General features: G+C 59.4%; 24 protein-coding genes. 11 read left to right on the top strand and 13 right to left on the bottom strand.

The features are described from left to right. Positions 1-239: 239 nt before the first annotated feature. A complete protein-coding gene (locus tag ACM1ZW_RS10600) occupies positions 240-680 on the top strand; it encodes a YkgJ family cysteine cluster protein (protein WP_027922155.1) in 441 nt (146 codons plus the stop codon). Positions 681-896: 216 nt separating this feature from the next. On the opposite strand, the gene typA is transcribed toward ACM1ZW_RS10600, so the two are convergent. Together typA and thiI are read right to left on the bottom strand one after the other, a co-directional pair. Beyond that, positions 897-2,717 (bottom strand): translational GTPase TypA, encoded by a 1,821-nt coding sequence (gene typA, locus ACM1ZW_RS10595; protein WP_017336070.1) that lies wholly within the window; start codon positions 2,715-2,717, stop codon positions 897-899. A gap of 139 nt (positions 2,718-2,856) precedes the next feature. Continuing rightward, the gene (thiI, locus tag ACM1ZW_RS10590) at positions 2,857-4,311 is read right to left on the bottom strand and encodes a tRNA uracil 4-sulfurtransferase ThiI (protein WP_416740509.1); all 1,455 of its coding nucleotides are present in this window, start codon (positions 4,309-4,311) and stop codon (positions 2,857-2,859) included. Between the two features lie 330 nt (positions 4,312-4,641). Here thiI and glnA point away from each other — a divergent pair, with 330 nt between their 5' ends. From glnA to ntrC, 5 genes are all read left to right on the top strand, one after another. After that, positions 4,642-6,048, top strand: coding sequence for a glutamate--ammonia ligase (gene glnA / locus ACM1ZW_RS10585; protein ID WP_017336068.1), 1,407 nt, complete (start codon positions 4,642-4,644; stop codon positions 6,046-6,048). A 200-nt stretch (positions 6,049-6,248) separates the two neighbouring features. After that, positions 6,249-6,758, top strand: coding sequence for a DUF4124 domain-containing protein (locus ACM1ZW_RS10580; protein WP_416740508.1), 510 nt, complete (start codon positions 6,249-6,251; stop codon positions 6,756-6,758). Further along, positions 6,755-7,375, top strand: a complete 621-nt coding sequence (locus ACM1ZW_RS10575; protein WP_416740507.1) for a DUF4124 domain-containing protein — start codon at positions 6,755-6,757, stop codon at positions 7,373-7,375. Before ACM1ZW_RS10580 ends, ACM1ZW_RS10575 begins: the two co-directional genes overlap by 4 nt. A 230-nt stretch (positions 7,376-7,605) precedes the next feature. Continuing rightward, entirely contained in the window at positions 7,606-8,691 is a 1,086-nt protein-coding gene (gene glnL, locus ACM1ZW_RS10570; protein ID WP_017336065.1) for a nitrogen regulation protein NR(II), read from the top strand. Continuing rightward, the gene (gene ntrC / locus ACM1ZW_RS10565) at positions 8,688-10,124 is read left to right on the top strand and encodes a nitrogen regulation protein NR(I) (protein ID WP_017336064.1); all 1,437 of its coding nucleotides are present in this window, start codon (positions 8,688-8,690) and stop codon (positions 10,122-10,124) included. The genes glnL and ntrC overlap by 4 nt, the downstream gene beginning before the upstream one ends. Positions 10,125-10,604: 480 nt before the next feature. Here the strand turns inward: ntrC and ACM1ZW_RS10560 are convergent, their stop codons facing one another. Further along, a complete protein-coding gene (locus ACM1ZW_RS10560; protein WP_017336063.1) occupies positions 10,605-11,045 on the bottom strand; it encodes a hypothetical protein in 441 nt (146 codons plus the stop codon). On the opposite strand from ACM1ZW_RS10560, the gene ACM1ZW_RS10555 reads away from it, so the two are divergent. After that, entirely contained in the window at positions 11,044-11,499 is a 456-nt protein-coding gene (locus ACM1ZW_RS10555; protein ID WP_007949025.1) for a tRNA (cytidine(34)-2'-O)-methyltransferase, read from the top strand. The genes ACM1ZW_RS10560 and ACM1ZW_RS10555 overlap by 2 nt on opposite strands. A 121-nt stretch (positions 11,500-11,620) precedes the next feature. Here ACM1ZW_RS10555 and secB read toward each other — a convergent pair whose 3' ends face one another. Genes secB through ACM1ZW_RS10540 form a run of 3 tightly spaced genes read right to left on the bottom strand, consistent with a single transcriptional unit; the run spans position 11,621 to position 12,823 of the window. Next, positions 11,621-12,112: a protein-export chaperone SecB gene (gene secB / locus ACM1ZW_RS10550; RefSeq protein WP_017336062.1), complete on the bottom strand. Its 492-nt coding sequence runs from the start codon at positions 12,110-12,112 to the stop codon at positions 11,621-11,623. 41 nt (positions 12,113-12,153) lie between these two features. Further along, complete coding sequence (grxC, locus tag ACM1ZW_RS10545) at positions 12,154-12,408, bottom strand: glutaredoxin 3 (protein ID WP_008149430.1); 255 nt, start codon at positions 12,406-12,408, stop codon at positions 12,154-12,156. 1 nt (position 12,409) lies between these two features. Next, positions 12,410-12,823 carry a rhodanese-like domain-containing protein gene (locus ACM1ZW_RS10540; RefSeq protein ID WP_008024918.1) on the bottom strand — a complete coding sequence of 138 codons (414 nt, stop codon included), beginning with the start codon at positions 12,821-12,823 and terminating at the stop codon, positions 12,410-12,412. 153 nt (positions 12,824-12,976) lie between these two features. Here ACM1ZW_RS10540 and gpmI point away from each other — a divergent pair, with 153 nt between their 5' ends. The 4 genes from gpmI to ACM1ZW_RS10520 all read left to right on the top strand — a co-directional run bounded on the left by gpmI (position 12,977) and on the right by ACM1ZW_RS10520 (position 18,163). Next, a complete protein-coding gene (gene gpmI, locus ACM1ZW_RS10535; protein WP_017336061.1) occupies positions 12,977-14,506 on the top strand; it encodes a 2,3-bisphosphoglycerate-independent phosphoglycerate mutase in 1,530 nt (509 codons plus the stop codon). Between the two features lie 241 nt (positions 14,507-14,747). Further along, positions 14,748-16,040 carry a murein hydrolase activator EnvC family protein gene (locus ACM1ZW_RS10530; RefSeq protein ID WP_017336060.1) on the top strand — a complete coding sequence of 431 codons (1,293 nt, stop codon included), beginning with the start codon at positions 14,748-14,750 and terminating at the stop codon, positions 16,038-16,040. Between the two features lie 34 nt (positions 16,041-16,074). Continuing rightward, on the top strand, positions 16,075-17,394 hold the full coding sequence (locus tag ACM1ZW_RS10525; RefSeq protein WP_416740506.1) for a S41 family peptidase: 1,320 nt from the start codon (positions 16,075-16,077) through the stop codon (positions 17,392-17,394). Between the two features lies 1 nt (position 17,395). Then, positions 17,396-18,163: a divergent polysaccharide deacetylase family protein gene (locus ACM1ZW_RS10520; RefSeq protein WP_414879915.1), complete on the top strand. Its 768-nt coding sequence runs from the start codon at positions 17,396-17,398 to the stop codon at positions 18,161-18,163. 127 nt (positions 18,164-18,290) lie between these two features. Here the strand turns inward: ACM1ZW_RS10520 and ACM1ZW_RS10515 are convergent, their stop codons facing one another. The 7 genes from ACM1ZW_RS10515 to ACM1ZW_RS10485 all read right to left on the bottom strand — a co-directional run bounded on the left by ACM1ZW_RS10515 (position 18,291) and on the right by ACM1ZW_RS10485 (position 24,109). After that, positions 18,291-19,046, bottom strand: a complete 756-nt coding sequence (locus ACM1ZW_RS10515) for a substrate-binding periplasmic protein (protein WP_017336057.1) — start codon at positions 19,044-19,046, stop codon at positions 18,291-18,293. Positions 19,047-19,124: 78 nt separating this feature from the next. Then, the gene (hisF, locus tag ACM1ZW_RS10510) at positions 19,125-19,895 is read right to left on the bottom strand and encodes an imidazole glycerol phosphate synthase subunit HisF (RefSeq protein ID WP_007897430.1); all 771 of its coding nucleotides are present in this window, start codon (positions 19,893-19,895) and stop codon (positions 19,125-19,127) included. A 9-nt stretch (positions 19,896-19,904) separates the two neighbouring features. Next, positions 19,905-20,642 (bottom strand): 1-(5-phosphoribosyl)-5-[(5-phosphoribosylamino)methylideneamino]imidazole-4-carboxamide isomerase, encoded by a 738-nt coding sequence (gene hisA / locus ACM1ZW_RS10505; RefSeq protein ID WP_017336056.1) that lies wholly within the window; start codon positions 20,640-20,642, stop codon positions 19,905-19,907. A 42-nt stretch (positions 20,643-20,684) separates the two neighbouring features. After that, positions 20,685-20,942: a DUF2164 domain-containing protein gene (locus ACM1ZW_RS10500; protein WP_008005317.1), complete on the bottom strand. Its 258-nt coding sequence runs from the start codon at positions 20,940-20,942 to the stop codon at positions 20,685-20,687. Beyond that, complete coding sequence (gene hisH / locus ACM1ZW_RS10495; RefSeq protein WP_084318199.1) at positions 20,943-21,581, bottom strand: imidazole glycerol phosphate synthase subunit HisH; 639 nt, start codon at positions 21,579-21,581, stop codon at positions 20,943-20,945. Further along, on the bottom strand, positions 21,581-22,174 hold the full coding sequence (gene hisB, locus ACM1ZW_RS10490) for an imidazoleglycerol-phosphate dehydratase HisB (RefSeq protein ID WP_003218037.1): 594 nt from the start codon (positions 22,172-22,174) through the stop codon (positions 21,581-21,583). Before hisB ends, hisH begins: the two co-directional genes overlap by 1 nt. A 270-nt stretch (positions 22,175-22,444) precedes the next feature. After that, entirely contained in the window at positions 22,445-24,109 is a 1,665-nt protein-coding gene (locus tag ACM1ZW_RS10485; RefSeq protein WP_017336054.1) for an OFA family MFS transporter, read from the bottom strand. Between the last annotated feature and the right edge of the window lie 154 nt (positions 24,110-24,263).

Here is a 24,263-nt window from a genome sequence, read left to right as displayed (position 1 = left end):
GTGAAGTAGTTGAGCCTAGACGGTCAGACAGACGGCGTGGGCTCTGGTTCGGCAGTTTTTCCTGTTAGTGCGAGATAGGCCGGCATTACATTGTCGTGTGCCTGAATCAATGCAGGGGCCGTGCCGGATTAACGGTGTTTATTGCACGACCAAGAAAAAATCTGGCGAAAGGTTGTTCAAAAATCCACCAGTCCCGGTATGATCGCGCGCCCTGATACACACGCTGGTAACAACTGATGATGAAGCCCAACCTGATCGCCGCCGCAGAAATCGATCGTCTCGATACCTGGGCCAAATATTCTGCGCCGATGTGTGGCTCGTGTGTATCCAGCTGCTGCACCCTGCCGGTCGAGGTCAAGATCAAGGATCTGATCCGCATCGGTATCGTCGACGAGTTCGAGCGCGGCGAACCGGCGAAGAACATCGCCAAGCGGTTGCAGAAGGAAGGGATCGTCGAGCGCTACAGCCAGAAAACCGAGATCTTCACCCTCCAGCGCATGAGCAATAACGATTGCCTGTACCTGGATCGTAAGAGCCGTCTGTGCACTATTTATGAAAAGCGCCCGGATACTTGCCGCAATCACCCGAAAATCGGACCGCGGCCGGGGTATTGCGCTTACAAGCCGAAGGAAGTGGCGCGCGAGACCAGCAGTAGCCGTCGTACCCTCGAAAAATTCTGATCCTCAGCCTGTGAACTGTGGCGAGGGAGCTTGCTCCCGCTTGAGTGCATAGCACTCAGAAAATCTGCGCCAGCTGCAAAATTCTGGGGCCGCTACGCAGCCCAGCGCGAGCTCGCTCGCTCGCTCGCCACAGTGACCGCACAAACCCCAGACAAACAAAAACGCCCCCGACCTTGCGGTCGGGGGCGTTTTTTTAAGCCTTAACTAAGTCGAAACTCAGTTGCCGCTTTTCTTGGCAGCGCGGGTACGCTCGCTTTCGCCCAGGATCTTCTTGCGAAGACGGATGGACTTAGGAGTGACTTCGCACAGTTCGTCTTCTTGCACGAACTCAAGCGCTTGTTCCAGGGTGAAACGGATAGGCGGAACCAGAGCGATGGTTTCGTCTTTACCCGAAGCACGCATGTTGTCGAGCTTCTTGCCTTTGGTTGGGTTGACGCCCAGGTCGTTGTCGCGGCTGTTGATGCCGACGATTTGACCTTCGTACACGTCTTCACCGTGACCCAGGAACAGTTTGCCGCGAGCTTGCAGGGTTTCCAGCGAGTAAGTCAGAGCCTTACCGGTAGCAACCGAAACCAGCACGCCGTTCTGACGGCCGGACATGTCGCCGGACTTCATCACGTCGTAACGGTCGAAGATCGAGGTCAGGATGCCTGCACCGGAGGTCAGGGTCAGGAACTCGTTACGGAAACCGATCAGGCCACGGGCCGGGATGTTGTACTCAAGGCGCACACGGCCCTTGCCATCCGGAACCATGTTGGTCAGGTCGCCCTTACGGATACCGATCTGCTCCATGATCGAACCTTGCGATTCTTCCGGCAGGTCGATGGTCACGTTTTCGTACGGTTCGTGCTTGACGCCGTCAACCATGCGGATGATCACTTCCGGACGACCAACACCCATTTCGAAGCCTTCGCGACGCATGGTTTCGATCAGTACCGAGAGGTGCAGCTCACCACGGCCGGAGACTTTGAACTTGTCAGCCGAGTCGCCTTCTTCAACGCGCAGAGCAACGTTGTACAGCAGCTCTTTGTCCAGACGTTCCTTGATGTTACGGGAAGTCACGAACTTGCCTTCTTTACCGCAGAAAGGCGAGTCGTTTACCTGGAAGGTCATGGAAACGGTTGGCTCGTCAACGGTCAGCGGCTTCATCGCTTCGACGTTCAGTGGGTCGCACAGAGTGTCGGAGATGAACAGCTGGTCGAAGCCGCTGATGCAGACGATGTCGCCGGCAGCTGCTTCTTCAACGTCGATACGGTGCAGACCGTGGTGACCCATCAGCTTCAGGATACGACCGTTACGCTTCTTGCCGTCGGCGTCGATAGCGACAACCGGAGTGTTCGGCTTGATGCGGCCACGAGCGATACGGCCAACGCCGATAACACCCAGGAAGCTGTTGTAGTCCAGAGCAGAGATCTGCATCTGGAACGGACCGTCACGGTCGACTTTCGGCGCAGGTACGTTGTCGACGATCGACTGGTACAGCGGGGTCATGTCTTCAGCCATGTCGGTGTGTTCCAGACCGGCAATACCGTTCAGGGCCGAGGCGTAGACGACTTTGAAGTCCAGCTGTTCTTCGGTGGCACCCAGGTTGTCGAACAGGTCGAAGATCTGGTCCAGAACCCAGTCCGGACGCGCGCCTGGACGGTCAACCTTGTTGATGACCACGATCGGACGCAGGCCGGCTTCGAAAGCCTTCTTGGTCACGAAACGGGTTTGCGGCATAGGGCCGTCTTGAGCGTCAACCAGCAGCAGAACGGAGTCAACCATCGACATTACGCGTTCAACTTCGCCGCCGAAGTCGGCGTGGCCCGGGGTATCCACGATGTTGATGTGGTAGCCGTTCCAGTTGATGGCGGTGTTTTTCGCCAGAATGGTAATACCGCGCTCTTTCTCCTGGTCGTTGGAGTCCATCACGCGCTCGTCGTTGAGCTCGTTGCGCTCCAGGGTGCCGGATTGACGCAAGAGTTTGTCTACCAGGGTGGTTTTACCATGGTCAACGTGAGCAATGATGGCGATGTTGCGTAGATTTTCGATCACTTGTGTATCTCGATCAGAGGATTCGGTGTGCTGACAAGTCTTGGCAGCGATTAACAGTAGAGTCAGGCCTTGCCGTTACAGCTTGACGGCAGAGTCGGGGGGCCGGTGACGCAGGCCACAGGCAAACAGCCCCGGGCTCTTAGCTCGGTCGATAAACGCGCACATTGGCATGCCCCTCACTGAGCAAATGGTGGGCATGCAGGCGACTCATCACGCCTTTGTCGCAATACAGCAGGTACTGGCGAGTAGGGTCCAGTTCCTTGAAACGAGCGTTCAATGCATAAAACGGCATCGCTTGTACCTCAATGCCAGCGAGTTCCAGCGGCTCGTCTTCAGCGGCATCCGGGTGTCGGATGTCGATGATGATCTGGCCCGCCAGTGCTTCGCTGACTTCTTCGATCTGCAAGTCCTGGCCCAATTCGTCGATCACGCGATCGATCGGCACCAGTTTGGCGTTCTCGAGCGCACGCTCAAGGACCGCCATGTCGAATTCTTTCTCTTCATGCTCCACGCGCGGACGCTTGGCGTGGGTCTTGGGGTTCACCGAGATGACCCCGCAATACTCCGGCATGTGCTTGGCGAAGTCGGCAGTGCCGATTTCGTTGGCCAGGTCGATGATGTCCTGCTTGTGACTGGCGATCAGCGGACGCAAGACCAGCTTGTCGGTCACGCAGTCGATCACGGACAGGTTCGGCAGCGTCTGGCTGGAAACCTGGGAAATCGCTTCACCGGTGACCAGCGCTTCGATGTCCAGCCGATCGGCAATACGGGAAGCAGCGCGCAACATCATACGCTTCAAAACTACACCCATATGACTGTTATCGACTTTCCCGAGAATTTCTCCCAGTACTTCCTCGAACGGCACACTGACAAATAACACGCGTTGGGAGCTGCCGTACTTCTTCCAGATGAAGTGCGCCACTTCCATGACGCCCAGTTCATGGGCCCGCCCGCCCAGATTGAAGAAGCAGAAATGGCTCATCAGGCCACGGCGCATGATCTGGTAGGCCGCAACAGTGGAATCGAAGCCGCCGGACATCAGCACAAGCGTCTGTTCCAGGGAACCCAGCGGATAACCGCCGATGCTGTTGTGCTGGCTGTGGATCACAAACAACCGTTTGTCGCGAATTTCGATGCGAACTTCGATTTCCGGCTCTTTCAGCGAGATTCCGGCGGCGCCGCACTGACGACGCAGTTGGCTGCCGACGTATTTCTCGACATCCATCGAACTGAATTCATGCTTGCCGGCGCGTTTGCAGCGCACCGAAAAAATCTTCCCGGCCAGCGAATCACCGAAGTGCAGCTTGCACTTGGCGACGATGTCATCGAAGTCGCCCAACGGGTACTCGTCGACCTGCAGGAAATGCGCGATGCCCGGCATGCAGCTCAGGCGCTCGGTCATGTCCTTCAGGACTTTAGGCTCAGTGACGCGGGTTTCAAGCTCGAGATTGTCCCACACACCGTTCACCACCACGGCCGGGTCCAGGTCACGGAGCACGGTGCGGATGTTTTTGGCCAACTGGCGGATGAAACGCATCCGTACCGGGCGGCTCTTGATGGTGATCTCGGGGAAGACTTTTACGATTAGTTTCATGAAAACAGCGCGCGCTGGGCCAGCCGAAAAAGGGGGGCGCGGATTATAGCGGAAATTGCTCAAGGTTTAACCAGTTAATGTGCAGAAGGTTTTCAGCGCACCAAAACGGGTCGTTTATTGGTTTCGACGCTACATTGTAGGGCGACATTTTGCCCCTCAATGCGATTTGTGCCTTTATAAGCGTGATATTGGGGCAAAAAACCCATGCTGGGGCACTGGCATGCAATTTGCTCCCTTGTGAGGCAGGTTGCCTTGGCAGAGTATTCGCGCCGGCATCACCCACATTCTAAGGGCATCCACTACTAAGCCCGAAGCCACCCGGAGGACACTATGTCGAAGTCGGTTCAACTCATCAAAGATCATGACGTCAAGTGGATTGATCTGCGCTTCACGGACACCAAAGGCACTCAGCACCACGTGACCATGCCGGCTCGCGACGCGCTGGATGAAGCTTTCTTCGAAGAAGGCAAAATGTTCGACGGTTCCTCCATCGCTGGCTGGAAAGGCATCGAAGCCTCCGACATGATCCTGATGCCGGACGACAGCACTGCTGTCCTCGACCCGTTCACCGAAGAGCCGACCCTGATCCTGGTTTGCGACGTGATCGAGCCTTCGACCATGCAAGGCTACGACCGCGACCCACGTGCGATCGCCAAACGCGCCGAGGAATACCTGAAGTCGACCGGTATCGGTGACACCGTATTCGTTGGCCCGGAACCAGAATTCTTCATCTTCGACGAAGTGAAGTTCAAGTCCGATATCTCTGGTTCCATGTTCAAAATCTTCTCCGAACAAGGTTCGTGGATGTCCGACCAGGACGTGGAAGGCGGCAACCGTGGCCACCGTCCAGGCGTCAAAGGCGGCTACTTCCCTGTTCCGCCGTTCGACCACGACCACGAAATCCGTACCTCCATGTGCAACGCCATGGAAGAAATGGGCCTGGTCATCGAAGTTCACCACCACGAAGTGGCGACTGCCGGTCAGAACGAAATCGGCGTGAAGTTCAACACCCTGGTCGCCAAGGCTGACGAAGTTCAGACCCTGAAGTACTGCGTACATAACGTTGCTGACGCATACGGCCGCACCGCGACCTTCATGCCTAAGCCTCTGTACGGCGACAACGGTTCGGGTATGCACGTTCACCTGTCCATCGCCAAAGATGGCAAGAACACCTTCGCTGGCGAAGGCTATGCCGGCCTGTCCGACACCGCCCTGTACTTCATTGGCGGCATCATCAAGCACGGTAAGGCCCTGAACGGCTTCACCAACCCGTCGACCAACTCCTACAAGCGTCTGGTCCCAGGCTTCGAAGCTCCGGTAATGCTGGCCTACTCGGCTCGCAACCGTTCCGCTTCGATCCGTATTCCTTACGTGTCCAGCCCACGCGCTCGCCGTATCGAAGCCCGTTTCCCGGATCCAGCAGCCAACCCATACCTGGGCTTCGCTGCACTGCTGATGGCTGGCCTGGACGGCATCCAGAACAAGATCCACCCTGGCGACGCAGCTGACAAAAACCTGTACGACCTGCCGCCTGAAGAGGCGAAAGAGATCCCACAAGTTTGCGGCAGCCTGAAAGAAGCCCTGGAAGAGCTGGACAAAGGTCGCGCGTTCCTGACCAAAGGCGGCGTGTTCTCCGATGACTTCATCGACGCTTACATCGCGCTGAAAAGCGAAGAAGAAATCAAGGTCCGCACCTTCGTACACCCACTGGAATACGAGCTGTACTACAGCTGCTGATCCGGTAGCGCTGCGGCACGCGGCGTGACAAAAAGAGGCCTCCTTCGGGAGGCCTTTTTTGTGCCCGCAATTCAGCGGCAACGCCCTACTCCTGTGGTGTTTGAGGGATCTCGAAAATCATTCCCGGATGTTTACAGCTTGGGCCAACCGCCGCCACTGACCTATGCTGCAATCCAACGCTTTCGTTTCTGGTCGATTTTATGGGTCGTGGTTTTCTATTGATGCTGCTGTTGATCGCCCTGCCCGCCGCAGCGCAGATCTATAAGTACACCGACGCCGCCGGGAACACCGCCTACAGCAATCAGCCGCCTGACGGCGTGAAGGCGGAGCCGGTCGAGTTACCGCCGCTCAATAGCGTCGAGAGCCAGACACCTGCCGCCCCACCTGTCGAAGCCACCAGCCGCGAACAGCCGCGCAGCGCCTACGAGGTGCTGGAGCTGACCAACTTGCCCACCACCGAGGCGCTGCGCGCCAACAACGGCACCTTCACCGTCAACGTGCTGATCAAACCCCGTCTGCAAGGTCCGCATTTATTCAGGTTGTTGCTGGACGATCAGCCTTATGGCCAGCCGAGCAACGTGCCAATTCTGCAGCTGGTCAACATTGATCGCGGCACTCACAGCCTCGCGGTCCAGGTGATCGAGGGGGAAGACGTCGTCCAGCAGAGCCCGGTCGTGACCTTCACCGTCCAGCGAGTGCACAAGCCGTGAGGGGGTGGCTGTTGCTCGCCTGCCTGGTCGTGCTGCCCGTGTCGGCCGAAGTCTTCACCTACATCGACGCCCAGGGTAATCGGGTCTTCACTGACCAGCCCGGCTCCCGCAACGCCAAACGCGTGCCGCTGGCGACGAGCAACAGCATGTCCGCCAACCCGACCGGCGCAGCGCCAGTGATTGCCGGGAAAAAAAACGAAACCAAGCCGCTGTTCCGCTACGAACTGCTCAGAGTGCTGGTGCCCGAGCCCGACGCCACGGTTCGTAGCAGCGCTGGCGAGCTGATCGTCAGCGTCACCAGCGAACCCGGCCTGCAACGGGGTCATCGCTACCGTTTGTTGCTGGACGGGCAGCCCACCGCAGAACCCGGCCCGAGTCCGGTATTTGCCTTGAGCAACATCGACCGTGGCAGCCATAACCTGTCGGTAGAAATTCTCGATGAGCAGGGCCGCATCGTCGAACGTACGGCCAATCAGCCGTTTCACATGCTGCGCATCTCCCTCGCGCAGAAACGCCAGGTCAAACCCTGCACGCTGACCGACTACGGCCAACGACCGGAATGTCCGCTCAAAGACAAACCCGAAGAAGAAAAAAATCCCTTCCTGCGCTTCTTCTAACGCCATTCAGCTTTGCGCACTATATTGGTGCAATAGCTTGCACCGTACCCACATTCCAACCCATTTTGGTTCGAAAGTACCCGCAAAAGCTGGCAGAACGCCACGCAAACGAGCGTCAAACGCCCGTTTCAGGCCTTTAACGCTTCTTTTCGGAGCCTTGGTTTGGTTTTTGCATTTTCCTCGCATCAGCGCTTTATTCATGCGCGCGCCCTGCTCCAAAAGAGGTCCCGATGACCATTAGCGACGCACTACACCGTTTGCTACTCGACAACCTCACCACCGCCACCATTCTGCTCGATGCCGAACTGCGCCTTGAGTACATGAACCCGGCGGCAGAGATGCTCCTGGCCATCAGCGGTCAGCGAAGCCATGGGCAGTTCATCAGCGAGTTGTTCACTGAATCCACCGAGGCGTTGAATTCCCTGCGTCAGGCGGTCGAGCAGGCGCACCCGTTCACCAAGCGCGAAGCGATGCTCACGGCCCTCACCGGCCAGACGCTGACCGTCGATTACGCGGTAACACCGATCCTGGCCAACGGCGCCACCATGCTGCTGCTGGAAGTCCATCCACGAGACCGCTTGTTGCGGATCACCAAGGAAGAGGCGCAGCTGTCGAAACAGGAAACCAGCAAGATGCTGGTGCGCGGCCTCGCTCACGAAATCAAGAATCCGCTGGGAGGGATTCGCGGCGCAGCCCAGTTGCTCGCCCGCGAACTGCCGGAAGAGAGCCTGCGCGATTACACCAACGTCATCATTGAAGAAGCCGACCGCCTGCGAAACCTCGTGGACCGCATGCTCGGCTCCAACAAACTGCCTTCGCTGGCCATGTGCAACGTCCACGAAGTGCTGGAACGTGTCTGTCATTTGGTCGAGGCGGAAAGCCAAGGCTGCATCACGCTGGTGCGCGACTACGACCCGAGTATTCCCGACGTGCTGATCGACCGCGAGCAGATGATTCAGGCCGTCCTGAACATCGTGCGCAACGCGATGCAGGCCATCAGCAGCCAGAACGAGCTGCGCCTGGGCCGCATCACTTTGCGCACCCGCGCCATGCGCCAGTTCACCATCGGCCACGTGCGCCATCGCCTGGTGACCAAGATCGAAATCATCGACAACGGTCCCGGCATTCCTGCAGACCTGCAGGAAACCATCTTCTTTCCCATGGTCAGCGGCCGTCCGGACGGTACCGGGCTGGGCCTGGCCATTACCCAGAACATCATCAGCCAGCACCAGGGCCTGATCGAATGTGACAGCCATCCAGGCCACACCACCTTCTCGATCTTTCTGCCACTGGAACAAGGAGCCACATCGACATGAGCCGTAGTGAAACCGTGTGGATCGTCGATGACGACCGTTCTATCCGTTGGGTCCTGGAAAAAGCCTTGCAACAAGAAGGCATGACCACGCAAAGCTTCGACAGCGCCGATGGCGTGATGAGCCGTCTGGCGCGCCAGCAGCCGGACGTGATCATCTCCGACATCCGCATGCCCGGGGCCAGCGGTCTGGACCTTCTGGCGCGGATTCGCGAGCAACACCCACGGTTGCCAGTGATCATCATGACTGCGCACTCCGATCTGGACAGCGCTGTCGCGTCCTATCAGGGCGGTGCGTTCGAGTACCTGCCCAAGCCGTTCGACGTGGACGAAGCCGTGTCGCTGGTCAAGCGCGCCAACCAGCACGCCCAGGAACAGCAAGGCCTGGAAGTCCCGGTTGCCCTGACCCGCACACCCGAAATCATCGGTGAAGCGCCGGCGATGCAGGAAGTGTTTCGCGCCATCGGGCGCCTGAGTCACTCCAACATTACCGTGTTGATCAACGGTGAATCGGGCACGGGTAAAGAGCTGGTGGCCCACGCCCTGCACCGTCACAGCCCACGGGCGGCTTCGCCGTTCATTGCGCTGAACATGGCGGCGATCCCGAAGGATCTGATGGAGTCCGAACTGTTCGGCCATGAAAAGGGTGCGTTCACCGGCGCGGCCAATCTGCGTCGCGGACGGTTCGAGCAGGCGGACGGCGGCACGCTGTTCCTTGATGAAATCGGCGACATGCCGGCTGACACACAAACCCGTTTGCTGCGCGTGCTGGCCGACGGCGAGTTCTATCGCGTCGGCGGTCATGTGCCGGTGAAGGTTGATGTACGAATCATCGCCGCGACGCATCAGAATCTGGAAACCCTGGTGCACGCCGGGAAATTCCGTGAAGACTTGTTCCACCGCCTCAACGTGATCCGCATTCATATACCGCGGCTGTCGGACCGTCGCGAAGACATCCCGACGCTCGCCAAGCACTTCCTCAGCCGCGCCGCGCAAGAACTGGCGGTAGAGCCGAAGCTGCTGAAAAGTGAAACAGAGGAATACCTGAAGAACCTGCCGTGGGGCGGCAACGTGCGTCAGCTGGAGAATACCTGCCGCTGGATCACGGTGATGGCTTCGGGTCGCGAAGTGCACATCAGCGACCTGCCGCCGGAGTTGCTGAGCCTGCCCCAGGATTCAGCGCCAGTGACCAACTGGGAGCAAGCGCTGCGTCAGTGGGCTGATCAGGCGCTGGCTCGCGGTCAGTCGAGCCTGCTCGACACGGCAGTGCCGGCCTTCGAACGGATCATGATCGAAACCGCACTCAAGCATACCGCTGGCCGCCGCCGCGATGCCGCCGTTTTGCTGGGTTGGGGGCGTAATACCCTGACGCGCAAGATCAAGGAGCTGGGGATGAAGGTGGATGGCGGGGATGATGATGAAGGAGAAGAGGGTTAACCGGCTGTTAGTACTTCGCTGCCAGTGAGATCCAATCGCGGGCTTGCCCGCGATGCTTTTGGCGGCCGAATGCACCGCCGCAAGGCACCGTGAACCGCAATCGCGCACGCCAACTGATCCGAAATCCTGCCTTCGTTCGCAATCGAACCCTTATCGAAAAAACACGAAAGCCCCGTAATACGGGGCTTTCGGCGTTTCAATCAGTGTTTCTGTTTCAACTTGTTAAAACCTGGCACGCCCCCTGCAATAGTCCATTCAGTGATTCAGTTCACTACCCGGTTTCGGGGACCTTGGTACAGGCAGGCCGGGGATTCCCCTCTTTACATCGGGCTCATACCGCACTTGCGACGAGCCCAAACAGTTTTGGGGCCCTTGATACAGGCAGGTCAGGGGTTCCTTCTTTACACCGGGCTCACGACGCAATGCGCGAGCCCTCCCGTTTTGGGAACCTTGGTACAGGCAGGCCGGGGATTCCCTCTTTTATTGCTCTCGGAGATGGATCTCCAGCCGCCAGCGGTCATCGACCTCGCTACCGGCCCACTCCCCCTGCAGTGGCCGGGCCGCCACTACCGACAGCAACAGCCCCCCGTCACTCGAACGCACCCGCCAGTTCACGCTCTTGTCGTTGAGCTTGAGCTGACCTTTCTGCGCCTTGCCCTCAGCCTCGAACAGCAACGCCAGGCTGCCGTCCACAAACTCGCCGTGGGACTTGGGTTCGTTGTTGAACCACACCACCAGCCCGTCGCTCGTCACGTCGACTTGCTGCAGTTCGCTGGGGTCGGGCGTGGTCAGGCGACCGATCATCAGCCCCACCATCACCCCGACAATCGCCAGCGAACCCATCACCCGCGGGAATAGTTTCGAACGCGGGTCCGCTTGCGGCGTAGAATGCGCGTCATCTTTACCTTCGGAGCCGTGCATGTTTCACGTCATCCTTTTCCAACCAGAAATTCCGCCGAATACCGGCAACGTTATCAGGCTGTGCGCCAACAGTGGCTGCCACCTGCATTTGATCGAACCGCTGGGCTTCGAGATGGATGACAAACGCCTGCGCCGGGCCGGCCTCGACTACCACGAGTATGCCACCCTGCAACGCCATGCAGACCTCGCCAGCTGCCTGGAAAGCCTTGGTCATCCGCGGCTGTTTGCCTTTACCACCAAGGGTTCGCGGCCGTTCCACGACGCGAGCTTCGCCGAGGGCGACGCGTTCCTGTTCGGTCCGGAAAGCCGTGGCCTGCCGGCTGAAGTGCTCGACGCCCTGCCTGGTGAACAACGCCTGCGCCTGCCGATGCGCGAAGGCTGCCGCAGCCTGAACCTGTCGAACACCGTGGCGGTTGCCGTGTACGAAGGCTGGCGCCAGCTCGGTTTCAAGTAACACCCATAACAAATGTGGGAGCGAGCCTGCTCGCGAAGAGGGCGTGTCAGTCGACATCAATACCGACTGAAACACCGCTTTCGCGAGCAGGCTCGCTCCCACATGGGTGTTGCTGAACCGCTTACTGAACGGTCGGAGTCTCGCCCGCCGCCTGCATGCGTTGCAGCTCTTGTGCGTACAGCGCATCGAAGTTCACCGGAGCCAGCATCAGGGCCGGGAACGAACCACGGGTCACCAGGCTGTCCAGGGTTTCGCGAGCGTACGGGAACAGGATGTTCGGGCAGAACGCGCCGAGGGTGTGGCTCATCGAAGCGTCGTCCAGGTTCTTGATCAGGAAGATCCCGGCCTGTTGCACTTCAGCGATGAACGCCACTTCGCCGTTTTCACCGTTCTTCACGGTAACCGACAAGGTCAGTACGACCTCGTGGAAGTCACCTTCCAAGGCCTTTTGACGAGTGTTCAGATCCAGACCGACGCTCGGTTCCCACTGCTGGCGGAAGATCGCCGGGCTTTTCGGGGCTTCGAACGACAAGTCACGTACATAGATGCGCTGCAAGGAGAATTGCGGTGCGGTGTCTTCTTCGCTGGCTGCAGTGTTCTGTTGGTCAGTCATCTCAGATCCTTTCTGATCTTGGGGTCTTATAGGGAAGGCATTCAGGCCTTGAGCATGGCGTCGAGCTTGCCGGCGCGCTCCAGGGCAAACAAATCATCACAGCCGCCAACGTGGGTGCTGCCGATCCAGATCTGCGGCACGGACGTACGTCCGGCCTTCTGGGCCATGGCGGCGCGCACCTGCGGCTTGCCATCGACCTTGATCTCTTCGAAGGCCACGCCTTTGTTCTCGAGCAAGTACTTGGCTCGCGAGCAGTAAGGGCAGTAATCGCTGGAATAGACGACGACGTTGCTCATATCACTTCACCAGCGGCAGGTTGTCGCCTTTCCAGCTGGAAATACCGCCGGACAGCTTGGCGGCGGTGAAGCCGGACTTCATCAGTTCGCGGGCATGCGTGCCGGCGGTCTGGCCCATGGCGTCGACCAGGATGATGGTCTTGGCCTTGTGCTTTTCCAGTTCGGCGACGCGAGCGGCCAGTTTGTCGTGAGGAATGTTCAACGCGCCAACAATGTGACCGGCGGCGAAATCCTTGACCGGACGAATGTCGATCACAACACCCGCGTCCTTGTTGACCAGCCCGGTCAGTTCACCGGTGCTCAGGCTGCGGCCGCCGCCTTGCATTTGATAAGCGATCAGCAACGCCAGCAGTACGACGAAGATACCGACGAGCAGATAGTGGTTAGTGGCAAATTCAATCAGGTGAGCAACCATCGAAGGAGGTTCCAGGGCGTTAAAATGTCGGCCAGTATACACAGCCACTATGGTGGGCCAAACCCCGTCCGGCGGTGACGCCGTCGGAACTTCGCTTTAAACTGCCACTCCCTTTTCCATTGCCCTCTTTTAACTCAGCCACGAGTGGAATCCATGACTACCACGCCTAAACCTTTGGTCCTGATTATTCTCGACGGCTTCGGTCACAGTGACAGCCCTGAGTCCAACGCCGTGTTTGCGGCCAAGAAGCCCGTACTGGACCGTTTGTGGGCCACCGTGCCGAACGGCCTGATCTCGGGCAGTGGCATGGACGTCGGCCTGCCGGATGGCCAGATGGGCAACTCCGAAGTCGGCCACATGAACCTCGGTGCCGGCCGTGTTGTGTATCAGGACTTTACGCGCGTGACCAAATCGATCCGCGACGGCGAGTTTTTCGAGAACCCGACTATCTGCGCCGCGGTGGATAAAGCCGTAGCTGCCGGCAAAGCCGTGCACTTCATGGGCCTGCTGTCCGATGGCGGCGTGCACAGTCACCAGGATCACCTGGTCGCCATGGCCGAACTGGCCTACAAGCGCGGCGCGGAGAAAATCTACCTGCACGCCTTCCTCGATGGCCGCGATACGCCACCGAAAAGCGCCCAGTCGTCCATCGAATTGCTCGACGCGACCTTCCAGGCCCTCGGCAAAGGCCGGATTGCCAGCATCATCGGCCGTTACTTCGCCATGGACCGCGACAACCGCTGGGACCGCGTATCCCAGGCTTACAATCTGATCGTCGATGGCAACGGTGAATTCAACGCCGCCACCGCTCAGGAAGGCCTGCAAGCCGCGTACGAACGTGGCGAGAGCGACGAATTCGTCAAAGCCACCTCCATCGGTGAGCCGGTGAAAGTCGAAGACGGCGACGCCGTGGTGTTCATGAACTTCCGCGCCGACCGCGCGCGCGAGCTGACCCGCGTGTTCGTCGAAGACGATTTCAAGGAATTCGAGCGGGCACGCCAGCCGAAACTGGCCGGTTTCGTCATGCTCACCCAATACGCCGCCAGCATTCCTGCGCCTTCGGCCTTCGCCGCCGGCAGTCTGGACAACGTGCTCGGTGACTACCTGGCAAAAAACGGCAAGACCCAGCTGCGCATCGCCGAAACCGAGAAATATGCCCACGTGACCTTCTTCTTCTCCGGCGGTCGTGAAGAACCGTTCCCGGGTGAAGAGCGCATCCTGATCCCGTCGCCGAAAGTCGCCACCTATGACCTGCAGCCGGAAATGAGCGCGCCGGAAGTCACCGACCGCATCGTCGATGCCATCGAAAACCAGCGTTACGATGTGATCGTGGTCAACTACGCCAACGGCGACATGGTTGGCCACAGCGGTGTGTTTGATGCCGCGGTGAAAGCCGTGGAATGCCTGGACCTGTGCGTCGGCCGTATCGTCGAAGCGCTGGACAAGGTTGGCGGCGAAGCGCTGATTACGGCCGACCACGGCAACGTCGAGCAAATGTCCGATGCCTCCACTGGCCAGGCACACACTGCTCACACCACCGAGCCAGTGCCGTTCATCTATGTCGGCAAGCGGAACTTCAAGGTGCGTGATGGCGGCGTGCTGGCGGATGTCGCGCCGACGATGCTGATGCTGCTGGGGATGGAAAAACCATCTGAAATGACCGGCACATCGATTCTGGTGTAACCAGATCCATCTGACGACGCCAAACCCTGTGGGAGCGAGCCTGCTCGCGATAGCCATCTGACAGCCAACATCATTGTTGAATGTCAGGGCGCCATCGCGAGCAGGCTCGCTCCCACAGTGGTTTTGGAGTGTTTTCAGAGGCAACACCGCTCCAGTTATCACACAGCCCCAATTGGGCGTTTTTTTTGCAGCGTGGGGCGGGCATACTAGGCCGTCCCTTTCCCTGGTATCACCCGCCTCTATGCTTCGCGTCCTGATAGCCCTTGCTCTGACTTGCCTGCTCCAACCGGCCTTTGCTGACGAGCGCGCGCAAACCCAACAACAGTTGGACGCCACGCGTCAGGACATTGCCGAGCTGAAAAAACTGTTGGGCAAGCTCCAGGAAGAAAAATCCGGTGTGCAGAAAGACCTCAAGGGCACCGAGACCGAGATGGGCAAGCTCGAGAAGCAGGTCGAAGCCCTGCAAAAAGAGCTGAAGAAAAGCGAATCCGAGCTGCAGCGTCTCGATGGTGAGAAAAAAAAACTCCAGAGCGCGCGCATTGAACAGCAACGACTGATCGCCATTCAGGCCCGCGCGGCCTATCAGAACGGCCGTCAGGAGTACTTGAAGCTATTGCTCAACCAGCAGAACCCGGAAAAATTCGCCCGCACCCTCACCTATTACGACTACCTGAGCCAGGCCCGCCTGGAGCAGCTGAAGAATTTCAACGAAACCCTGCGCCAACTGGCCAATGTCGAAAAGGACATTTCCCTGCAGCAAGCGCAATTGCTGGTGCAGAAGAGCAGCCTCGACAGCCAGCGGGATGAACTCGACAAAGTCCGTCAGGAACGCCAGCGAGTCCTGGCCAAGCTGAGTGACGACGTAAAGGCTCGCGACCAGAAGCTGGCCGCCCGCGAGCAGGATCAGGCGGACCTGTCTAAAGTCCTTAAAACCATTGAAGAAACCCTGGCCCGCCAGGCTCGAGAGGCAGAAGAGGCGCGGCAAAAAGCGCTGATCGCCCAGCAGGAAGCCGAAAAAAAGCGTTTACGTGAGGCCGAGGCTCAAGCAAATGCCACCGACGCCCCACGCAAACCCGTTAAATCAACACCCGGTGCGCTGGTTTCCAGTTCAGGCGAAACCTTCGGCGGCCCTTTTGCTTCAACTCGCGGCAAACTTCCGTGGCCGGTTGATGGTCGACTGCTGGCACGCTTTGGCGAAACCCGTGGCGACGACTCCCGAACCAAGTGGGACGGCGTGATGATCAGCGCCTCCGCCGGCAGCCAGGTGCATGCCGTGCATGGCGGACGCGTGGTGTTTGCCGACTGGTTGCGCGGTGCGGGGCTGTTGGTGATTCTCGACCACGGCAACGGTTTCCTGAGTCTTTACGGTCACAACCAGACGCTGCTCAAGTCTGCGGGTGACGTGGTAAAAGCCGGTGAGTCCATCTCCACTGTTGGCAGCAGTGGCGGGCAGGACACACCAGCGCTGTATTTCGCTATTCGTCAGCAGGGTCACCCGAGTGATCCGGCGCAATGGTGCCGCGCGCAAGGATAGGCGTTGAGTCACCTACATTAGGAGTTCGTTCGACATGCTGCATTTGTCCCGTCTTACCTCGCTGGCCCTGACGATCGCCCTGGTGATCGGCGCGCCTCTGGCGTTCGCTGCTCAACCGGCTCCGGCGGTCGCGCCTGCGGGCACTGCTGCGACCACCAAGGCGCCGTTGCCGCTGGAAGAGTTGCGCACCTTTGCCGAGGTCATGGATCGGATCAAGGCAGCCTATGTCGAGCCGGTGGACGACAAGACCCTGCTGGAAAACGCCATCAAGGGCATGCTCAGCAACCTCGATCCGCACTCCGCCTACCTGGGCCCGGAAGACTTCGCTGAATTGCAGGAAAGCACCAGCGGCGAATTCGGCGGCCTGGGCATCGAAGTCGGTGCCGAGGACGGCTTCATCAAGGTGGTTTCGCCTATCGATGACACCCCGGCCTCCAAGGCTGGCATTCAGGCCGGCGACTTCATCGTCAAGATCAACGGCCAGCCGACTCGCGGCCAGAGCATGACCGAAGCCGTGGACAAGATGCGCGGCAAGATCGGCCAAAAAATCACCCTGACCCTGGTTCGCGATGGCGGCACGCCGTTCGACGTGACCCTGGCCCGCGCCATCATTCAGGTGAAGAGCGTGAAGAGCCAGTTGCTGGAGTCCGGCTACGGCTACATCCGTATCACCCAGTTCCAGGTCAAGACAGGCGAAGAAGTCTCCAAGGCCCTGGCCAAGTTGCGCAAGGACAACGGCAAGAAACTCAACGGCATCATCCTCGACCTGCGTAACAACCCGGGTGGCGTGCTACAGGCGGCGGTGGAAGTGGTCGACCACTTCATCACCAAAGGCCTGATCGTTTACACCAAAGGCCGCATCGCCAACTCCGAGTTGCGCTTCTCCGCCACCGGCAAGGACGAAAGCGAAGCCGTGCCAATGGTTGCGCTGATCAACGGCGGCAGTGCCTCGGCCTCGGAAATTGTTGCCGGCGCCCTGCAGGATCAGAAGCGCGCGGTGATCATGGGCACCACCAGTTTTGGTAAAGGTTCGGTGCAAACCGTGCTGCCGCTGAACAACGACCGCGCGCTGAAGATCACCACGGCGCTGTACTACACGCCGAACGGCCGCTCGATCCAGGCCCAGGGCATCGTCCCGGACATCGAAGTACGCAAGGCCAAGATCACCAGCGAGCAGGACGGCGAGTACTTCAAGGAAGCCGATCTGCAAGGTCACCTGGGCAATGGCAACGGCGGCGCCGACAAACCGACCGGCTCCAGTGGCAAAGCCAAGGCGATGCCGCAGGACGATGATTACCAGTTGGCCCAGGCCTTGAGCCTGCTCAAAGGGTTGAGCATCACCTCCGGCCGCTGAGATGCGCCTGCGGCTGGCTCTCGGTCTGCTGTGCTGTCTGGCGGGTGTTGCTCACGCGGCGCCCGCCCCTCAAAAGGCCTACCTCACACTGATCATCGATGACCTGGGGCAGAACCTGCCCCGGGATCGCCGCGTGCTGGCCCTGCCCGGCCCGGTAACCACCGCGATCATGCCCGACACGCCCCACGCCACCGAATTCGCCCGCGAAGCCCATCGCGCCGGCAAGATCGTCATCCTGCACATGCCCATGGACCCAGCCACGGGCCCGTTCGCCTGGCATCCCGACTTGCCCATCGACGAACTCGAAAAACGCCTCAATGCAGCGTTCAAGGTCGTGCCTTACACCGCGGGCATCAACAATCACATGGGCAGCCGGATGACTGCTCAAACCGCTGCCATGGCCTGGCTGATGGCGGATTTGCAGCGGCGGCACAAGTTCTTCCTCGACAGTCGAACCAGCGCGCAAACCGTGGGGGCGGCCGAGGCGCAGAAGATCGGGTTGGCGAGTGTTTCGCGGGATGTGTTTCTGGATGATGAGCGCACGGAAGCGGCGATTTTCACGCAGTTGCAGACGGCGATTAATTTGGCGCACAAGCAAGGCTCGGCGGTGATGATCGGGCATCCGTATCCGCAGACGCTGGCGGTGCTGGAGAGGGAACTGCCCAAGCTCAAGGCTCAGGGCATTGAGTGGATCGACATCAAGCAGATGATCAGCGTGCGCAGCAATCGCGCGACGGCTGCGCATGGCAAGGATGGCGTGTACCGCTAATCCGCAACAACACAAAACCACTGTGGGAGCGAGCCTGCTCGCGATGGCGGTGAATCAGCCAACAGTGATGTTGACTGACACTGCCTCATCGCGAGCAGGCTCGCTCCCACACTTGAACACGGTGGTATCAGAGATACCGCGCCATGATCTCGTCCACCACGCCTTCCTTGCGTAATTTATCCAGCGCGGCCTGCAGCTTGGCGACGGTTTCATCTGGCACGTTTTTGTTCAGCGCCAGGTACAACTCGGCGCTGTTGAAGCGCAGTACCGTCTTGAGCCCGGTCACGCCGTCCTGTCGAGCCAGATATCGCCCGGCCGGGTCACCCGTGGCCCACAAGTCGATTTGGCCGCTGGTCAGTTTCTTCGCGTTGTCCTGATCGCGCAGCACGACAATCGGCTTCAACCCTTGCTTGGCCAGCGTCTCGGCAATCGCATCGCCCTTGTACGCGCCAATCTTGTATTTGCGCGCATCTTCCAGCGTTTCCAGGCTGATTTTGCTGTCCGCCTTGGCCAGCATGATCCAGTCATCCGGGCCTATCGGGCCGACCCATTTGAAGAGCTTTTCGCGGTCCGGCAACCGCGCCATCACGAACACGCCATAACCCGGTTTCTCGAGGGCGAGCTTGTAGATTCGCTCCCAAGGGAAACGCAGCGTCAGGCTGTAGGTAATGTCGGCGCGCTTGAACATCTCACGGACGATGTCCACGGCGATGCCGTTGATGTTCTCGTCCTGAGCGAAGTTCTTGCCGTTCTTGGCCATGTTGTAAGGCGGGAAGTTTTCCGTCAGCAACACGAGGTCGGTGTCAGGATTTTCTGCAGCGTGCACTCCATTGATGAGCAATAGAGAGGCACTGGCGAGGGCAAGAAGAAGGCGTTTGAGCATATCTGGCTACCGAAATCCATGGCGTGCCCAAGAGTGCCCTGAGCCCGCCATGATGTCCACTGGCCTGTATCGGTTTGTTTAGCGCATCACGATGCCGCGATGAGCCATGTAGGCCTTGGCTTCCTGCACGGTGTATTCGCCGAAGTGGAAAATACTCGCCGCCAATACCGCGCTGGCGTGGCCTTCAAGAATGCCGTCTGCCAAATGCTGCAGGTTGCCGACACCGCCGGAGGCGATCACCGGAATACCCAGCGCATCGCTGATGGCGCGGGTCACGCCCAGGTCGAAACCGTTTTTCATGCCGTCCTGATCCATGCTGGTCAGCAGGATTTCACCGGCACCCAGGCCTTCCATCTTCTTCGCCCACTCGACGGCGTCGAGACCGGTTGGCTTGCGCCCGCCGTGGGTGAAGATTTCCCAGCGCGGGGTTTCGCCCGGACCGGAGACTTTCTTGGCATCGATGGCGACGACGATGCATTGCGAACCGAAATGCTGCGCCGCTTCGCCAACGAATTCCGGATTGAAAACCGCAGCGGTGTTGATCGAAACCTTGTCCGCGCCGGCATTCAGCAGATTGCGAATATCCTGCACAGTGCGCACGCCACCGCCCACAGTCAGCGGAATAAACACCTGGCTCGCCATGCGTTCAACGGTGTGCAACGTGGTGTCGCGACCATCGACACTGGCGGTGATGTCGAGAAAGGTAATCTCGTCGGCACCCTGCTCGTCGTAGCGACGGGCGATTTCCACCGGGTCACCGGCGTCACGAATGTTCTCGAACTTGACGCCCTTGACCACCCGGCCGTTGTCCACGTCCAGGCAAGGGATGATGCGTTTGGCCAGCGCCATGGTCAGTCCTCAGCCTTTGTACGAATCGCAGAAAGCTTGCGCTTCAGCGACGTCGAGGGTGCCTTCGTAGATCGCCCGGCCGGTGATCGCGCCGATGATGCCTGGCGCCTTGGCGTCGAGCAGCGACTTGATGTCACCCAGATTGTGGATACCGCCGGAAGCGATCACCGGAATGCGCGTGGCAGCCGCCAGCGCTGCGGTGAACGGTACGTTGCAGCCCTGCATCATGCCGTCTTTGGCGATGTCGGTATAAACGATCGCGGACACGCCGTCGGCTTCAAATTGCTTGGCCAGGTCAATGACCTGAACGGTGCTGATTTCAGCCCAGCCGTCGGTGGCAACAAAACCGTCCTTGGCGTCCAGGCCGACGATCACCTTGCCCGGGAACGCGCGGCAGGCTTCAGCCACGAAAGCCGGATCTTTCACGGCTTTGGTGCCGATGATCACGTAGCTCACGCCCGCTTTCACGTAGTGCTCGATGGTTTCCAGGGAGCGGATACCGCCGCCGATCTGGATCGGCAGGTTCGGGTAGCGCTTGGCGATGGCCGTGACCACTTCGCCGTTGACCGGCTGGCCTTCGAAGGCGCCGTTCAGGTCGACCAGATGCAGACGACGGCAACCGCCCTCCACCCACTTGGCAGCCATGCTCACCGGGTCATCGGAGAACACTGTGGAATCTTCCATGCGGCCCTGGCGCAGACGAACACAGGCACCGTCCTTGAGATCGATAGCGGGAATAATCAGCATCTGGCAAACCTTCAAATTCGATTGTTCAGCTTCGCTCGAAAATCAGTTTTTCTCGAGCGCCCACAGGTCGCTTTCGATGCTTTCGAACCTCTCTTTGAGGTGCGTCTGCACATCGAAAATCGCCCTGTTGTAATAGTGCGGAGCAATTTCGCGAGTAAACAGCTCAAGAATTTCGGCCGCCTCGAACGAACCCAGGTCCAGTTCGAAGCGATCCTCCATGAAGCGTTTGATCTTGTGATTGGCCTCACTCTCCTGTTCGGGAGTGAGGGTCAGGATCGGCGGCTTCTTCTTGACGGCCATTTACCAGCGACCATCCCACGCAGCGAAGTTCTGCAGCAATTGCAGGCCATGGGTATGGCTCTTCTCCGGGTGGAACTGCACGGCGAAACGCGAGCCATCGGCCAGCGCCGCAGCGAAATCGACACCGTAGTGCCCGCCACCCACCACCTGCCGCGCATTGCCGGCAGCGATGTAGTAGCTGTGCACGAAGTAGAAACGCGCCAGGTCCGGAATGTTGTGCCACAGCGGATGCGAGATCGTCTGCTTCACTTCGTTCCAGCCCATGTGCGGGACCTTCAGGTGTTCGCCGTCTTCATGCAGGTCTTTGCCGAAGAACTTCACCGCGCCCGGGAACAGGCCGATGCAGTCGACGCCGTCGTTCTCTTCGCTGCTGTCGAGCAAGGCTTGCATGCCGACGCAGATGCCGAGGAACGGACGGTCCTGGCTGACTTCACGCACCAGCGAATCGAAGCCCAGGCGACGGATTTCCGCCATGCAATCGCGAATCGCGCCGACGCCGGGAAAAACCACCCGGTCGGCTTCGCGAATCACGTCGGCATCGCTGGTGATCAGGACCTTGCCGGCACCGACGTGCTCGAGGGCCTTGGCCACCGAGTGCAGGTTGCCCATGCCGTAATCGATAACCGCGACCGTCTGCATTACAGAACGCCTTTGGTCGACGGCATCTGACCGGCCATGCGGTCATCGAGCTCTACGGCCATGCGCAGGGCGCGGCCGAATGCCTTGAACACGGTTTCGATCTGGTGGTGGGTGTTGGTGCCACGCAGGTTGTCGATGTGCAGGCTGACCAGCGCATGGTTGACGAAGCCCTGGAAGAATTCCTGGAACAGGTCAACGTCGAAACCGCCAACGGTGGCGCGGGTATAGGGAACATGCATCTGCAGGCCTGGACGGCCGGAGAAGTCGATCACCACGCGCGACAGCGCTTCATCGAGCGGCACGTAGGCATGGCCGTAGCGACGGATGCCTTTCTTGTCGCCGATGGCTTTGGCAAAGGCCTGACCCAAGGTGATACCGACGTCTTCCACGGTGTGGTGGTCGTCGATATGCAGGTCACCCTTGCTGACGATATCCAGGTCGATCAGCCCGTGACGGGCGATCTGGTCCAGCATGTGCTCAAGAAAAGGAACACCGATATCAAATCGGGCCTTTCCGGTGCCATCCAGGTTGATCGAGGCTTTGATCTGGGTTTCCAGAGTGTCGCGCTCGACTGACGCCTTACGTTCGGCCATCACCAGCTCCGCAAAATCATTGGGCGAAAAAGGCAGCCATTATAGGGGCGCGGGCGGGAAACAGAAACACGGGAGGTGATATCACTGACGGAGTGAATCCGGGCGTGTCGGGGATAGACATGTCCATACAAGCCAATCGGACGGAATACAAAACAAATGTGGGAGCGAGCCTGCTCGCGATGAGGCCATGACATTCAACATCTCTGTCGACTGTCAGACCGCTATCGCGAGCAGGCTCGCTCCCACAGGGGTGATGCGCTTGCCGTTTACTTAGTGGAACAGAACCGCCGTCTTCTGCAGGGTTACCCAGACACCCCACGCCAACGGAATCCCCACCACCAGCCACGCAGCAATCGCCAACGGCTTGGTACCCGGCGCCGCTTTCCACTCCAGCACAGTGCTGGCGTCAGCGCCCTTGTCATGGCCCAGCGCCTGTTCGGCGGCCAGTTCGGCGTCGGTCATAAAGTACTTATCGGCGACCGGACGCACCAGCAGGTTGCAGATGAAACCCAGCACCAACAGGCCCGCGAGGATGTACAAGGTGATGTCATAGGCCGCGGCGCGTTCAACGCCGATGCTCAGTTGATATTCACGCAGGTAGTTCACCAACACCGGACCCAGCACGCCTGCCGCCGCCCATGCCGTCAGCAGACGACCGTGGATCGCGCCGACCATTTGCGTACCGAACAGGTCTGCCAGGTAAGCCGGCACCGTCGCGAAACCACCACCGTACATCGACAGGATGACGCAGAACGCCGCCACGAACAGCGCAACGTTGCCCAGGTGACCGAGGTTCGGGATCAGCGCGTACAGCGCGAAACCGAGAGCGAAGAACACAAAGTAAGTGTTTTTGCGGCCCAGGTAGTCCGAGAACGACGCCCAGAAGAACCGGCCGCCAATGTTGAACAGGCTCAGCAAACCGGTGAAACCGGCAGCAATCGCCGCGATCGAGGCCAGTTGCCCGGCATCCAGCTGACCAAACGTCTGGTCAGTGCCCAGCAATTTGCCCGCGAACACTTCCTGCAACAGTGGCGAAGCCATGCCGAGGATGCCGATACCGGCGGATACGTTCAGGCACAGCACCAGCCACACCAGACGGAATTGCGGGGTTTTCCACGCCACATTCACGTGCACGTGACGATGGGTGATCATCGCGTTCGAAGCTTTCTTCGCCGGAGCGGTCCAGCCTTCAGGCTTCCAGCCGGTTGGCGGAACGCGATAGGACAGTGCGCCGCCAATCATGAACACGAAGTAGATCGCGGCCATCACCAGGAAGCTCTGCCACACGCCCACGCTTTCTGCCGATGCGAAGTGACCCATCAAGGCCGCCGCCAGCGGAGCACCGACCATCGCGCCGCCACCGAAACCCATGATCGCCATGCCGGTTGCCATGCCGCGCTTGTCCGGGAACCACTTGATCAGGGTCGAAACGGGCGAGATGTAACCCAGGCCCAGGCCGATACCGCCAATGACCCCGGAGCCGATCCACATCAGCCAGATCTGGTGCGTGTACACGCCCAACGCCGAAATCAGCAGGCCACCACACCAGCACAGAGCCGACACAACGCCAGCCTTGCGCGGCCCGGCGTGCTCCAGCCAGCCGCCCCAGATCGCTGCGGAACAGCCGAGGAAGATGAAGAACAGGGTGTAGATCCAGCCGAGCATCGAGATCGGCCAGTCGCATTGCGATGAGAAAACCTGCGAGATGAAACTCATGTCCGGCGCGCAAGCCACTGCCTTGGTCACGCCCAGTGCCTTTGACAGCGGCAGCCAGAACACCGAAAAGCCGTAAGCCATGCCGATGCAGAGGTGGATGGCCAACGCGGCCGGTGGTACCAGCCAGCGGTTGAAACCGGGCTTGGCGATGATGCGCTCCTTGGACAGGAACGAGGGCTGGTCGGCGTTGAGGCCGTCCGCCGTGATGCTCGTGGTCATTGTGTATCCCCCAATTATTAGTATGGTTCGCCAGCACTCTTCACCCCCCAGCCTTATGCGCACGCATGACTGTTTTTAAGGTGAAGCTCCATTTTGGTGCGACATCACGTCGCAGAAGGACGGACGAACTGGCAGAGGTTACCATTTGCACGTG

Source organism: Pseudomonas sp. NFX71 (assembly GCF_048079215.1).
Lineage (GTDB): Bacteria > Pseudomonadota > Gammaproteobacteria > Pseudomonadales > Pseudomonadaceae > Aquipseudomonas > Aquipseudomonas fluorescens_B.
This window is presented reverse-complemented; position numbering and strand designations above follow the sequence as displayed.

Coding starts and splice junctions, on each gene's coding strand:
- ACM1ZW_RS10600 (WP_027922155.1), top strand. CDS start 240: ATGAAGCCCAACCTGATCGCCGCCGCAGAAATCGATCGTCTCGATACC.
- thiI (WP_416740509.1), bottom strand. CDS start 4,311: ATGAAACTAATCGTAAAAGTCTTCCCCGAGATCACCATCAAGAGCCGC.
- glnA (WP_017336068.1), top strand. CDS start 4,642: ATGTCGAAGTCGGTTCAACTCATCAAAGATCATGACGTCAAGTGGATT.
- ACM1ZW_RS10580 (WP_416740508.1), top strand. CDS start 6,249: ATGGGTCGTGGTTTTCTATTGATGCTGCTGTTGATCGCCCTGCCCGCC.
- glnL (WP_017336065.1), top strand. CDS start 7,606: ATGACCATTAGCGACGCACTACACCGTTTGCTACTCGACAACCTCACC.
- ntrC (WP_017336064.1), top strand. CDS start 8,688: ATGAGCCGTAGTGAAACCGTGTGGATCGTCGATGACGACCGTTCTATC.
- ACM1ZW_RS10555 (WP_007949025.1), top strand. CDS start 11,044: ATGTTTCACGTCATCCTTTTCCAACCAGAAATTCCGCCGAATACCGGC.
- ACM1ZW_RS10560 (WP_017336063.1), bottom strand. CDS start 11,045: ATGCACGGCTCCGAAGGTAAAGATGACGCGCATTCTACGCCGCAAGCG.
- secB (WP_017336062.1), bottom strand. CDS start 12,112: ATGACTGACCAACAGAACACTGCAGCCAGCGAAGAAGACACCGCACCG.
- grxC (WP_008149430.1), bottom strand. CDS start 12,408: ATGAGCAACGTCGTCGTCTATTCCAGCGATTACTGCCCTTACTGCTCG.
- ACM1ZW_RS10540 (WP_008024918.1), bottom strand. CDS start 12,823: ATGGTTGCTCACCTGATTGAATTTGCCACTAACCACTATCTGCTCGTC.
- gpmI (WP_017336061.1), top strand. CDS start 12,977: ATGACTACCACGCCTAAACCTTTGGTCCTGATTATTCTCGACGGCTTC.
- ACM1ZW_RS10530 (WP_017336060.1), top strand. CDS start 14,748: ATGCTTCGCGTCCTGATAGCCCTTGCTCTGACTTGCCTGCTCCAACCG.
- ACM1ZW_RS10525 (WP_416740506.1), top strand. CDS start 16,075: ATGCTGCATTTGTCCCGTCTTACCTCGCTGGCCCTGACGATCGCCCTG.
- ACM1ZW_RS10520 (WP_414879915.1), top strand. CDS start 17,396: ATGCGCCTGCGGCTGGCTCTCGGTCTGCTGTGCTGTCTGGCGGGTGTT.
- ACM1ZW_RS10515 (WP_017336057.1), bottom strand. CDS start 19,046: ATGCTCAAACGCCTTCTTCTTGCCCTCGCCAGTGCCTCTCTATTGCTC.
- hisF (WP_007897430.1), bottom strand. CDS start 19,895: ATGGCGCTGGCCAAACGCATCATCCCTTGCCTGGACGTGGACAACGGC.
- hisA (WP_017336056.1), bottom strand. CDS start 20,642: ATGCTGATTATTCCCGCTATCGATCTCAAGGACGGTGCCTGTGTTCGT.
- ACM1ZW_RS10500 (WP_008005317.1), bottom strand. CDS start 20,942: ATGGCCGTCAAGAAGAAGCCGCCGATCCTGACCCTCACTCCCGAACAG.
- hisH (WP_084318199.1), bottom strand. CDS start 21,581: ATGCAGACGGTCGCGGTTATCGATTACGGCATGGGCAACCTGCACTCG.
- hisB (WP_003218037.1), bottom strand. CDS start 22,174: ATGGCCGAACGTAAGGCGTCAGTCGAGCGCGACACTCTGGAAACCCAG.
- ACM1ZW_RS10485 (WP_017336054.1), bottom strand. CDS start 24,109: ATGACCACGAGCATCACGGCGGACGGCCTCAACGCCGACCAGCCCTCG.